This window comes from Chitinophaga terrae (ex Kim and Jung 2007), assembly GCF_900107795.1.
Lineage (GTDB): Bacteria > Bacteroidota > Bacteroidia > Chitinophagales > Chitinophagaceae > Chitinophaga > Chitinophaga terrae.
The window spans coordinates 167,064-179,141 of sequence record NZ_FNRL01000010.1 but is presented as its reverse complement, the minus strand read 5'-3'; the positions used below and the strand labels follow the sequence as shown (position 1 = coordinate 179,141).

Sequence of the window (12,078 nt, the reverse complement as noted above, 5' to 3'; positions counted from 1 at the left end):
AGGTTTAGTTGCACCACATGACGATACCTTAATGTATTTTTTTTAAATGATAATCCAGCTGAGGATGTCATGAATCCTACCTTCTCCTGTTTGATATGATATTGAAAAAAACGGGACTGGCAAAGCATTTCCACCGCACTATCAGGAAAATTCAATTCGTGTTAAACAGCGTAGTCGGCATCCTCAATACAAGCAATATAACTATTGTTTGCATTCCAACAAGCAAAACTCCGCCATTCATTTTTATCTTTTAGGTTTTCTCTTCTTCGGTTTGCCGTATTTGAGCATCATCTTCTCTTTATGAGAGATTTTTTTATTTGTCTTCAGGTTCTTTGCCTTCTTCTCGTGGAAAGCCGGACCTACATCCGTACGCTTAGGCGCCTTCACCAGCGTGTTACGCATAAACACCTTCGGTTTCTCATCTTCCGTCAGCTCCGTTGATATTTCCAATCCCTCCGGCAACGCCATCTCCGGGATCCGGTAATTCATCAGCTCCTCTATTTTTTCCAGGTACTCCAACTCACTGTCTTTAGTCAGCAGGATAGCAATACCACGTTTGTCCGCTCTCCCGGTCCTGCCTATACGATGTATGTAATTCTCCGGCGTATCCGGCGTATCAAAATTGATCACATGAGATACTTCCGCTATATCCAGGCCCCGGGCAATGATATCCGTTGCGATCAGGAAACGGTAGGCGCCTTCCTGGAACTGTTTTACAGTATTGAAACGATGGTTCTGTTCCTTGTTGGAATGGATAATCCCAACCTGTTGAGGGAAATGTTTTTCCAGTTGTTCATGCAGGTCGTCAGCCAGCTGCTTGGTGCCGGCAAAGATCAGCGTACGCGTCATCTCCGGGTTATCTGCGATCAGCATCTCCAAAAGATTTACTTTGGTATAGAAGTTAGGCACCCGGTAAACTGACTGCTCTATATTTTCCAGCGGGCTTCCGACCGGCGCAGCTTCAATCCTGGTGGGGTTATTAAAATGCGTATCGATGATCTTTTCTACATCTTCTGTCAACGTAGCTGAAAAGAGCAGGTTTTGCCTTCTTTGCGGCAACAGGTCCATAATGTTGGTGAGCTGGGTTCTGAATCCCAGGTTCAGCATCTCATCTACTTCATCAATCACCAGCTGCTTGATAGACTTTACTTTCAGGGCCCCGCTTAAGATAATATCGTACAGGCGTCCGGGAGTGGCTACCAGTATATCCAGTTTATCTTTCACCGCTTCCATCTGCGGGTTCATGTTCACGCCGCCATACACTCCCAATACCGATACGGTCATATAAGGCGTAAGCTTCTTCACTGATTCCACTACCTGCACTACCAGCTCCCTGGTAGGAACCAGTATCAGCACTGTAGGATGTTTCTCTTTGGAAAATTTAAACATACGCAGTATAGGCAACAGGTAGGCAAAGGTTTTACCTGTTCCTGTCTGCGCGATACCGCAAACGTCCTGTCCCGACATGATCACCGAAAAAGCGCGCTTCTGAATGGTGGTAGGCTCTTTCAGTCCAAGTTCGTCGAGGGCATTAAGTAAAGATGTATTTAGGTTTAAATCCCGAAAAGTCATACTGCTGCTATAATTGAAACCGCAAAGGTAAAGAATAAATGCGCTTAACCCACAGGCCGGCTGAAGATATTCTTGCCCGGCAACCTGGCTAAGGCGCGATAGTCACGCGGTTTTGTAGTAACTTCCTTGTGAAATCAGCTCTCAAATAAACCTTACTGGCGTATGAAAAACCTGCATGTTCCTGCTATTTGCGTCCATGAACCCGGAGGACCCGAAAAACTGCTGCTCGAAGAAATTGCCGTTCCCGTACCGGAAAAAGACCAGGTATTGATTAAAATTGTTGCGGCAGGCGTTAACCCGATCGACTGGAAAACAAGGGAAGGGCTGATGCACTATCCCCTGCCTTATATCCCCGGCGTTGAAGCTGCCGGTGTTGTAATGGCAGTGGGCGAAAGCGTTTTTGGGAAGAAGGTGGGAGATGAGGTGTATGGCGCTATCGACGGCGCTTATGCTACCTGCGCTGTGGCGCAGTCTGAACTGCTGTTCAGGAAGCCCGCTATCTGGTCGTTCGAGGAAGCTGCAGCCGCCGGAGGCGCTAAAACCGCCTGGGGTGCGCTGTTTGACGTGGGAGAGCTGAAAAAGGGACAACGCATCCTCATTCATGGCGCAGCGGGCGGAGTAGGGCACTTCGCCGTGCAACTGGCCTATCACGTCGGCGCCTATATTATTGCAACTGCCAGCGAAGCCAATATGGATTTTGTCGCTTCCCTGGGCGCCAACGAAGTAATAGATTATAAAACCGTTCCTTTCGAAACTGCAGTGCAGGAGGTAGATATGGTGCTGGATACGGTAGGAGGCGATACTACCGATCGCTCCCTCAGCGTCATTAAACCCGGCGGCGTCCTGCTTTGCCTGGTACAATACCCCGATTCTGCCAAAGCAGATGAAGCCGGCGTTAACGTTGCCTGGGGCGGCACCAAAACGCTGGTAGCTATGCGGGAGGCGCATAAACTGCTGGAAAAAGGACTGATAAAACCCTATGTGAAAAAGGTATTTCATGGCCTCTATTCCGCCGCAGAAGCGCAGGAATTCAGCAAATATGGCGGTCCCGGCAGGGGAAGGATCGTGCTCCGGGTGAGCGACGACCGTTAACCCACCTCAGTTGATTTGCCCAGCATCTTCCTGCGATGTTGCGTACCCCATTGCTGCAATGCAAGTATCACGCTGTCCAGCGTCGAGGCATAAGGGGTAAGCGTATATTCAACAGATACCGGTTGCGTGTCAAATACCGTCCGCTTCACCAGTTTATGGGTTTCCAGGTCTTTCAGTTCTTTTGATAAGACCTTTGAAGTGATCTTTGGTATGCTGCGTTCTATATCCCTGAAACGTTTATGGCCCCTGCCTATGGCAATGATAATAGGCAATTTCCACTTGCCGCTGATCACATCCAGCGCATCCCGCACCGGCATGATCACTTTATGGCAGTCGGTATGCTGATCCCGTACTTTACAAGGCTCGTGAGGAGCCGATACACTGATATCCTGGTTCATACTGGTTACCTTTTGTAAAGCAGTTACCAAAGAATAACTGCTTACTTTTTGATAGCAAAGATATAACTTTGTATGCAGAACATAAATTCAACAGGATGAAAGTAGAAATTTGGTCAGATATCATGTGCCCTTTCTGCTATATAGGCAAAAGGAGATTTGAAGCGGCCCTGGAACAATTCCCGGGAAAAGACGAGATCACGGTAGAATGGAAAAGTTTCCAGCTGAACCCCAACCTGAAGTCACAGCCCGGAAAGGATGTATATGATTATGTAGCTGAAATGAAAGGCCAGTCCAGGGATTGGTCTGTAGCCATGCACGACCAGCTGGCTCAGACTGCAAGCGAAGTAGGTTTAACGTATAACTTCGATAAAGCGGTGATCGCTAATTCCTTTGATGCGCACCGGATTATCCAGCTGGCGAAGAAGCATGGCCTGGGCGACCAGGCGGAAGAGCGTTTCTTCCACGCGTATTTTACGGAAGGCAAAGATGTCAGCAACCCGGAAGTATTGCAGGAACTGGGCGAATCAATAGGCCTGGAGAAAGAAGAAGTAGCGGAAGTGCTGAGGTCCCGCGACCTGGCGGATGCGGTGAATAAAGACGTATACGAAGCCCAGCAACTGGGGATACGCGGAGTGCCTTTCTTTGTGCTCGACAGGAAATACGGCGTTTCCGGCGCTCAGCCATCCGAAGCCTTTACACAGGCGCTGAACCAGGCGTTCGGCGAATGGAAGTCCGCCCAACCTGCGCTTAAAACCCCTGACGGACTCGATGGCCAGGTATGTACGCCCGACGGTAATTGCAATTAATACAGTTTGCCATAAAAAGAAAAAGGATCTCTACCCGTTGTAGAAGATCCTTTTTCTTTTATCATCTCCGGCAATCAAGCCATTTGTACATCTTTCTTCTTAATTATCAACAATCCCAGGTAAGTGAACAACCCGTTAATGATCAGCAATTCCAGTCCTATCTGGAAATCTCCAAACAATACTGACTGGTATTTGTCAACCACGAAACACAACAACGGGGCCGCCACGCAAACTACCGGCACCCATTTGTCTTCAACCTGGCGTTTGCTCAGTATGCCGAAAGAAAACAAACCTAACAACGGACCGTATGTATAGGCGGCAATTTTCAATATCACACCGATCATACTTGGATTATCGATCCATTCAAACAATAACACAAACAACAGGAAGATAAACGCCATCAGCAGGTGAATGCGCTGGCGTATCTTTTTCTTCTGGGCGTCTGACCAGTCGCTGCGCCGCTGCAATCCCAGGATGTCGATACAGATAGAAGAGGTGAGCGCAGTCATAGCTCCATCCGCACTTGGAAACAGGGCAGAGATCAATGCAATGATAAAGATCACGGAGATCACCGGCGGCATATGCTGTAACGCCAAAGCAGGGAACAGCTTATCGCCGGTTTCTGTTACTCCCTGCGCTGCCCCGAATATATGCAGCAAACCGCCCAGGTAAAGGAATAACCCGATCACGATCACCATGATGAACGCCAGGGAAACCATGTTCTTTTTAGAATCTTTCAGGGTCTTCACCGAAATATTCTTCTGCATCATTTCCTGGTCCATCCCTGTCATGGTAATGGTGATGAAGGCGCCCGCCAATATCTGCTTCACGAAAAACAACTTACTGTCCGGGTCGAAATTAAATACCGTCGTAAGCCCTTTTTCATGCATGGCGGTAAAACTTCCCGCCACGCTCAGGTCCATATGCTTAAGGATGTAAATGGTGCAGATGATCAGCCCTGCCAGCATGCAGGAGGTCTGTAACGTATCCGTATATACGATAGTTTTTACCCCGCCTTCATAGGTGTATAATAAGATCATCAGCAGGATGATCAGGGTCGTGAGCCAGAACGGTACGCCGAAGCTCGACAATATGGCATCCTGCAATATTCTGACTACCAGGTATAAACGGGCCGTTGCGCCCAGCGTCCTGGAAAGAATAAAAAAGGAAGCGCCGGTTTTATACGAATACCGGCCAAAGCGGGTATCCAGGTAATTATAGATAGAGGTCAGGTGCAGCCGGTAATAAAGCGGGATCAGTATATAGGCGATCGTCAGGTAGCCTATAAAATATCCCAGCGTTATCTGCATATAACTGAAGGCTTCTTTTCCCACTGCTCCCGGTACGCTTACAAACGTTACCCCGCTGAGCGAAGTGCCGATCATCCCGAAAGCTACCAGCATCCAGTTACTGTTGCGGTTACCGATAAAGAAAGAATCATTGTTCGAATTGCGGCCCGTATACCAGGCTACAACTAATAAGATGACGAAATAGGCAATGACAAATGAGAATAATAATCCTGGCGACATATTTCTGTTTTAATCAATAACGCTTGGTTGCAAGCACCCTAAAAATTGGTAAGAAACAAAGATAACATCTTCACTCTATGTTTAATTATAAAATAAAAATTATAAACTTCTCATTATCAGGAAGAGAAAATATTTATTTGACGAAGTCAAGTAAAATAGTTGCTTTTGTCAAGTGTTTTGGTAATTTTGCCTGACAAACAATTTCCTATGTCGCCTAACACACAAGTCATCCAGGATATCAGGAGCTTTAACCGCTTTTATACAAAAACCATTGGATTATTAAACCAGCATATCCTGGAGAGTGACCTCTCCCTTTCGGAAGTCCGGGTACTTTATGAAATAGGCCAACAGGCCAGGGCTACTGCGTCCCAGCTGGTAACCAGCCTGCAAATGGATGCAGGGTACCTGAGCCGCATGTTGAAGAAATTTGAAAAGAAAGGTTGGCTGATACGCCAGCAATCCAATATGGATGGTCGCACTTTCTTCATCCAGCTATCGGCGGCCGGGAAAAGATTAATAGCAGGACTTAATGAACGATCCGATAACGAGATACAGCGACTGATCGAGCCGCTGACGGAAGCGCAGCAACTGCAGGTAACAAAAGCCATGCAATCGGTGCAGCAATTGCTGACCGACCCATCATCCCAGGCGTTGCCTGAAGTTACCATCCGGCACAATCTCCTGCCCGGCGATGTAGGATATCTTATCTACTTGCATGGGGTATTATATGCAAAAGAGAGCGGTTATAACCTGGAATTTGAAAGCTACGTTTGCAAGACATTCTATGAGTTCCTGCCGGGATACAACCCCGCGAAAGACAGGATCTTCCTCGCCATCGCCAATGGGCAGATAGTTGGTTCCATTGCTATCGCCGCTTCCTCCAGGCACCTGGTGCAATTGCGCTGGTTCCTGGTACACCCCGACTACCGCGGCCAGGGACTGGGAAAACGCCTGCTGAACGAAGCAATCAGTTTCTGCAAGGAAAAACATTACCAGAAGATCTATCTCCTAACTACCAGCATGCAACAAACTGCCATCACCCTCTATACGAAAACAGGCTTCCGCAAAACAGGCGAGAAATTCCTGAAACAATGGGGGCAGGAGCTGTACGAGCAGCGTTATGATATGGAGTTGGTTTAAGCGTATTTGGCCAGCAGTACAATCTGTCCTAAATGATAGGCGTCGTGCTCCGCTAAGCCCTGCAGGTAATACAAAGCAGGGTGCGAGGTACCGGGGAAGGTATCAAATACTTCCTGCCCGGGGAATTTGCGCAGCGCGTCTGCCATTTTATCAAACGAATGTTCCAGTCGGTGTACCGTGTGTTGCCAGTTTTCTTCACCGCGATTCTCCGGTATATAAAAATCAGGCAGGTCGCCGTCCTGCTCCAGCGGCTCATTGTACATATAACGTTGCGCCCGCTGATGCCAGTAAATAATGTGATTAACTATCTCCCAGATACAATTGGATTCCCCGATCTTTTTAGTTGCCTGGATGGCATTCACCCTGCTTAGGTATTCGCTGAACGTTACGCCGATCCAGGGTTCTCCTTTATACAGGTTTTCAATAGACGTAGCAAGATGCTGGGTTATAGACATGTGCCGGTATTTAAAATTTTAAAAAAGATAGACGTTCTGTTTGTATGGTACTACCCGCCACTGGTCTAAATCTGCATAAAACAGAACAGAAGCAGTGGTATGCTGATAATCCTCTAATTGATGAACTGCTCATTTTTTGTACCAGTAATTTACTGAATTCTTTCCCTTATTTTTAGATAATATAAAACCCATCGTTATGGATCAGCAGCAATTGGAAACAAACAAGAATAAGGATGCCATGAGAATGGCGATCAGTACTATGAAACAACGCCTGGGCGTCATTGAACAGGGAGGAGGAAAGAAAGCCCTTGAAAAGGTCAGGCAACGGGGGAAGTTAACAGCCCGTGAACGTATTGAGCGCCTGATCGACAAAGATTCTGTTTTCACGGAGATCGGCGCATTTGCAGCTTACGATATGTACGAAGAATATGGCGGCTGCCCGGCTGCCGGTACAGTGGGAGGTTTGGGATATGTAAGCGGTCGTCTTTGCGTGATCGTAGCCAATGATATGACTGTAAAGGCCGGCGCCTGGTTCCCTATGACGGGCAAGAAAAATTTACGCTTACAGGAAATTGCTATAGAGAACCATCTGCCCATTATTTACCTGGTAGACAGTGCAGGCGTGTTTTTACCCATGCAGGATGAAATATTCCCCGATAAAGAACATTTCGGAAGGATCTTCAGGAACAATGCCAGGATGAGCGCCATGGGCATTACCCAGATTGCGGCGGTAATGGGAAGTTGCGTAGCGGGCGGAGCTTACCTGCCTATTATGAGCGATGAAGTGTTAATGGTAGAGGGCAACGGTTCTATTTTCCTGGCGGGGCCTTACCTGGTAAAAGCAGCCATCGGAGAGGATATAGATGCAGAAACACTAGGCGGCGCCGTTACCCATACGGAGATTTCGGGTATTGCCGATTATAAATTCAAGACGGATGAAGAATGCCTGGAACGTATCCGGGAAATTGTAGGGAAGATAGGACACAATCCTACTGCGGGTTTCGACCGGGTAACGCCAAAGGAGCCTAAAAAGCCGGTCGCGGAATTAGACAGCGTATTACCGGCAGATAATTCCCGGCCTTATGATATGCTCGAAATAATTGAACGCCTGGTAGATGATTCTGTTTTTGAGCAGTATAAAGAAGACTATGGCAAAAGCATCCTTTGCGGCTACGCCCGGATCGATGGCTGGGCAGTTGGTATTGTTGCCAACCAGCGGAAGATAGTGAAGAATAAAAAAGGAGAAATGCAGATGGGAGGTGTGATATATAACGACAGTGCAGATAAAGCCGCCCGTTTTGTTATGAATTGCAACCAGAAAAAAATTCCTTTGGTCTTCCTGCAGGATGTGACAGGATTCATGGTAGGCAGCCGCAGCGAGCATGCTGGTATCATTAAGGACGGGGCAAAACTCGTGAATGCCGTATCCAATTCCGTAGTGCCCAAGATCACTGTCATCATCGGCAATTCCTATGGCGCCGGCAACTATGCCATGTGCGGCAAAGCCTATGACCCGCGCTTTATTTACGCATGGCCTTCTGCAAAAATAGCCGTGATGGGAGGAGAACAGGCAGCCAAAACATTATTGCAGATACAGGTTGCTTCGCTGAAAGCCAAAGGGCAGGAGATCACGCCCGAAGATGAAGCACGGTTGCTGAAAGAGATCACGGATAAATACAACGCACAAACGACGCCATATTATGCAGCCGCCAGGTTGTGGGTAGACGATATTATAGACCCGCTGGAAACACGCATACGGATCTCGGAAGGCATAAAAGCCGCCAATCATGCCCCCGTTACTGACCAGTTTAATGTAGGCGTATTCCAGGTATAAGCAGCGCGAGTAAAAAAATCCTTTATATTCGCGTTTCTTTATCAAAAAGTATGGCAGAACTGGTAGTATATACAGATGGCGCTTCCCGGGGCAATCCGGGCCCCGGAGGCTATGGCGTAGTTTTAATGTGGGGTTCCCTGCGCAAGGAATTATCACAGGGTTACAGGAAGACAACCAACAACCGTATGGAGTTGCTGGCAGTGATCACCGCACTGGAAGCCCTGAAAAAAGACGGGTTGCAACTTACTATCTGTACCGACAGCAAATACGTGGTAGATAGTATAGAAAAAGGATGGATATGGGGATGGATGAAAACAGGCTTCAAAGGAAAGAAGAACAAAGACCTTTGGATGCGTTTTATTCCATTGTACCGTAAACATAAAATAAAAATGCAGTGGGTGAAAGGACATGCCAGCAATATTTTCAACAACCGCTGCGATGAACTGGCCACACAAGCCGCCGACAGCGGGAACTGGCTGATCGACGAAGGTTTTGAAAACGATATGGACAGTTTATTGAATTAACCCATCCGCTATACTACCAGTTCCGGGGAGCTTTGTTCTGTTATACCCCTTGTTATCTTCTTCCTTATCTAACGCTTACGACTATTTGTAAATTCCTTTTTCCGCAAAGCGGAAAAAATATCGCGCTTTTATTTTCCCGATATCGTAAACGTTTTGTTAAATCCCTTCCTACTTTCGCACCCAGATAGAAACCTATATTTTTCTGATAACTGATCGACCAGGGGATTGTGCTGCCCTGGCCTGTTCACAGCTATTCTGTTAATTAAGTTGAAAACGTATTGTCGTTGCAGTAGGCTGCATTGACCTGCTACTGCTATGCCTTATTCATGTGTTATAAAAGATGATTCAAAATGTACATTAAAAGATCCTTGCTGCTAAGCATTCTATTATCCCTGGCTTTCCTTACCCATGCGCAGTCAGTTGCTACCATCAGCGGGTATTTGAAAGATGCCGCCGGTAATCCTGTACCCGGTGCTTCTGTGAAACTGCAGCATCATAACACGAATGCGATCGCAGATGAGAAAGGATATTTCCGCATCGCATCCGCTCCTCCCGGTAAACATACCTTACATATTACCGCTGTCGGCTTTCAGAAAATAACCCATGAGCTGAACCTGAAAGCGGGCGCCAACCAGGTAGTGAACCTGACATTGGAACAATCCGTGAACGATATTGAAGCTGTATCGGTGATCGGCCGCTCCACTGTTAAAGAAGTAGGCCGACAAGCTTACAACGTCACCGCTATAGATGCAAAGAAATTGTATAATTCCACGCTCGATCTTTCCCACGCGCTCGACCGGGTATCGGGTATCCGCGTAAGAGAGGATGGAGGCTTGGGTTCCCGTATGAACTTTTCACTGAACGGCTTCTCCGGCCGCCAGGTGAAGATATTCCTCGATGGCGTACCTATGGATAATTTCGGTTCTTCTTTCCAGCTGAATAATATCCCTATTAACCTGGCAGAAAGGGTGGAGGTATATAAAGGAGTAGTACCTATCTGGCTGGGATCAGACGCTTTAGGCGGCGCAATTAATATAGTTACCAGCAACAAACAGCATAGTTACCTGGACGTTTCTTATTCCTATGGCTCTTTCAATACCCATCGCTCTACCATCAACGCCGGTTACACTGCCAAATCCGGGTTCACAGTTCAACTGAACGCTTTCCAGAACTATTCCGACAATAACTACCGGGTACGGGTAAACGTAGCTGACCTGGTAACGGGCGAGTATTATCCACGCCAGTGGGTGAGGAGGTTCCATGATACCTACCATAACGAAACAGTGATTGCCAATGTAGGCGTAGTAGGGAAGAAGTATGCAGACAAATTGCTGTTCGGCATCACCATGGGCAAAAGCTACTCGGAGCTGCAAACTGGCGCCAGGATGGTAAGCGTATTCGGCGATATCCACAATCGTGGTACTATTGTGATGCCCAGCGTTAAGTACCAGGTGAAGAATATATTTGTAAAAGGGCTTGATTTCAGCCTAACAGGCAACTACAACCTGGGCAGCGAGCAGCAGATCGACACCGTGAACCGCCGCTATAACTGGTTCCGGCAACACGTGCCCAACAACGGCGCCGAAAGGAACCGTACCATGTATAAGTTCAACAACAATAACGGTATCGGTACCGCTAATCTCAGCTACAAACTGAACGAGCGTCATTCCTTTGCCCTGAACGATGTGTACACAACCTTCAACCGTAAAGGTAAGGACCCGCTCTACCCGAACGATGAAAAATATGATCATCCTAAAACGGTACGCAAGAATGTAATTGGTTTGGGATATAAATACGACTATAACGAAAAATGGAATACCTCGCTTTTTGTAAAGAACTATAGCCAGCATGTGAGTTTTGCTGAGAGCTTCAACCCTACAGGGAACTGGGGAGATGTAGCTTACCGCAAACTAAACAATGATATCAATAAATGGGGATATGGTATTGCTACAACTTATTTTGTAATGCCAGCCCTGCAACTGAAATCATCTTTCGAGAAAAGTTACCGTTTGCCGGAAGCGGAAGAGCTGTTCGGCGATGTGATAGGAAACCTGGATGGCGCGCCGGATCTGAAACCCGAAACCAGCAACAATTTCAACTTTGGCGTAAGTTACCAGGCGCGTATCGCCGCTGCCCATCGTTTGTCTGTAGATGCCAATTTCCTCTACCGGGATGCGAAAGATTTTATCCGGCCACGGTTGAATGCCAATCAAACCAAGCAGGTGAACGGCAACGAAGCAGCGGTTACCAATGCAGGCTTCGACGCCGAAGTAAGATATTCTTTCAAACAGCTCTTTACAGCCGGCGTTAACATGACCTGCCAGAACCTCCGCAACCAGACGAAGTTTGAAGATGGCCAGAAAAACGTAAGCCCGCTGTACCGCGACCGTATTCCTAATATGCCTTACCTGTTCGGGAACGCTGACGCTTCCCTCTTCTTCAAAAACGTACTGAAAAAAGGCAATTCCCTGACCCTGGGTTACAACTTCCTGTATGTACATGAATATTACCTGTCATGGCCCGGCCAGGCAGAGGTGAAACTGACCATCCCGCGGCAGTTCTGCCAGGATGTGAACATCGTGTATAGCCTGGCAAATGGCCGCTACAACGTGGCGTTGGAGTGCAAGAACCTGGTAGATAATAAGCTGTACGACAACTTCAGTTTACAGAAACCCGGTCGTGCTTTCTACGGCAAGTTCAGATATTTTATCAGCAAGTAAGTTTATCA

Annotated in this window: 10 protein-coding genes; 6 read left to right on the top strand and 4 right to left on the bottom strand. The window is 47.3% G+C overall.

Features of this window, described 5'->3' with window-relative positions:
- Window positions 1-243: 243 nt before the first annotated feature.
- Complete coding sequence (locus BLV62_RS13030) at window positions 244-1,572, bottom strand: DEAD/DEAH box helicase (RefSeq protein WP_089762276.1); 1,329 nt, start codon at window positions 1,570-1,572, stop codon at window positions 244-246.
- Window positions 1,573-1,734: 162 nt separating this feature from the next.
- Here BLV62_RS13030 and BLV62_RS13025 point away from each other — a divergent pair, with 162 nt between their 5' ends.
- Window positions 1,735-2,664 (top strand): NADP-dependent oxidoreductase, encoded by a 930-nt coding sequence (locus BLV62_RS13025; protein ID WP_089762273.1) that lies wholly within the window; start codon window positions 1,735-1,737, stop codon window positions 2,662-2,664.
- On the opposite strand, the gene BLV62_RS13020 is transcribed toward BLV62_RS13025, so the two are convergent.
- Window positions 2,661-3,062 (bottom strand): winged helix-turn-helix transcriptional regulator, encoded by a 402-nt coding sequence (locus BLV62_RS13020; RefSeq protein ID WP_089762340.1) that lies wholly within the window; start codon window positions 3,060-3,062, stop codon window positions 2,661-2,663. The two genes, BLV62_RS13025 and BLV62_RS13020, sit on opposite strands and share 4 nt — an antisense overlap.
- 95 nt (window positions 3,063-3,157) lie before the next feature.
- Here BLV62_RS13020 and BLV62_RS13015 point away from each other — a divergent pair, with 95 nt between their 5' ends.
- Window positions 3,158-3,868 carry a DsbA family oxidoreductase gene (locus tag BLV62_RS13015; RefSeq protein ID WP_089762339.1) on the top strand — a complete coding sequence of 237 codons (711 nt, stop codon included), beginning with the start codon at window positions 3,158-3,160 and terminating at the stop codon, window positions 3,866-3,868.
- Window positions 3,869-3,942: 74 nt separating this feature from the next.
- Here the strand turns inward: BLV62_RS13015 and BLV62_RS13010 are convergent, their stop codons facing one another.
- Window positions 3,943-5,397 (bottom strand): sodium:solute symporter, encoded by a 1,455-nt coding sequence (locus BLV62_RS13010; protein ID WP_089762271.1) that lies wholly within the window; start codon window positions 5,395-5,397, stop codon window positions 3,943-3,945.
- Window positions 5,398-5,604: 207 nt separating this feature from the next.
- Here BLV62_RS13010 and BLV62_RS13005 point away from each other — a divergent pair, with 207 nt between their 5' ends.
- Window positions 5,605-6,537, top strand: a complete 933-nt coding sequence (locus BLV62_RS13005) for a bifunctional helix-turn-helix transcriptional regulator/GNAT family N-acetyltransferase (RefSeq protein WP_089762269.1) — start codon at window positions 5,605-5,607, stop codon at window positions 6,535-6,537.
- Here BLV62_RS13005 and BLV62_RS13000 read toward each other — a convergent pair.
- Window positions 6,534-6,992 (bottom strand): DinB family protein, encoded by a 459-nt coding sequence (locus BLV62_RS13000; RefSeq protein WP_089762266.1) that lies wholly within the window; start codon window positions 6,990-6,992, stop codon window positions 6,534-6,536. The two genes, BLV62_RS13005 and BLV62_RS13000, sit on opposite strands and share 4 nt — an antisense overlap.
- 196 nt (window positions 6,993-7,188) lie before the next feature.
- On the opposite strand from BLV62_RS13000, the gene BLV62_RS12995 reads away from it, so the two are divergent.
- The 3 genes from BLV62_RS12995 to BLV62_RS12985 all read left to right on the top strand — a co-directional run bounded on the left by BLV62_RS12995 (window position 7,189) and on the right by BLV62_RS12985 (window position 12,070).
- Window positions 7,189-8,826, top strand: coding sequence for an acyl-CoA carboxylase subunit beta (locus BLV62_RS12995; RefSeq protein ID WP_089762264.1), 1,638 nt, complete (start codon window positions 7,189-7,191; stop codon window positions 8,824-8,826).
- 50 nt (window positions 8,827-8,876) lie between these two features.
- Window positions 8,877-9,350: a ribonuclease HI gene (rnhA, locus tag BLV62_RS12990; RefSeq protein ID WP_089762262.1), complete on the top strand. Its 474-nt coding sequence runs from the start codon at window positions 8,877-8,879 to the stop codon at window positions 9,348-9,350.
- A gap of 350 nt (window positions 9,351-9,700) precedes the next feature.
- Entirely contained in the window at window positions 9,701-12,070 is a 2,370-nt protein-coding gene (locus BLV62_RS12985; RefSeq protein ID WP_089762260.1) for a TonB-dependent receptor, read from the top strand.
- Window positions 12,071-12,078 lie beyond the last annotated feature (8 nt).

Bases quoted from the DNA above. Each gene is read 5' to 3' on its own strand.
- BLV62_RS13025 (WP_089762273.1), top strand. From the start codon at position 1,735: ATGAAAAACCTGCATGTTCCTGCTATTTGCGTCCATGAACCCGGAGGA.
- BLV62_RS13020 (WP_089762340.1), bottom strand. From the start codon at position 3,062: ATGAACCAGGATATCAGTGTATCGGCTCCTCACGAGCCTTGTAAAGTA.
- BLV62_RS12995 (WP_089762264.1), top strand. From the start codon at position 7,189: ATGGATCAGCAGCAATTGGAAACAAACAAGAATAAGGATGCCATGAGA.
- BLV62_RS13005 (WP_089762269.1), top strand. From the start codon at position 5,605: ATGTCGCCTAACACACAAGTCATCCAGGATATCAGGAGCTTTAACCGC.
- BLV62_RS13000 (WP_089762266.1), bottom strand. From the start codon at position 6,992: ATGTCTATAACCCAGCATCTTGCTACGTCTATTGAAAACCTGTATAAA.
- BLV62_RS13030 (WP_089762276.1), bottom strand. From the start codon at position 1,572: ATGACTTTTCGGGATTTAAACCTAAATACATCTTTACTTAATGCCCTC.
- BLV62_RS13010 (WP_089762271.1), bottom strand. From the start codon at position 5,397: ATGTCGCCAGGATTATTATTCTCATTTGTCATTGCCTATTTCGTCATC.
- BLV62_RS12985 (WP_089762260.1), top strand. From the start codon at position 9,701: ATGTACATTAAAAGATCCTTGCTGCTAAGCATTCTATTATCCCTGGCT.
- rnhA (WP_089762262.1), top strand. From the start codon at position 8,877: ATGGCAGAACTGGTAGTATATACAGATGGCGCTTCCCGGGGCAATCCG.
- BLV62_RS13015 (WP_089762339.1), top strand. From the start codon at position 3,158: ATGAAAGTAGAAATTTGGTCAGATATCATGTGCCCTTTCTGCTATATA.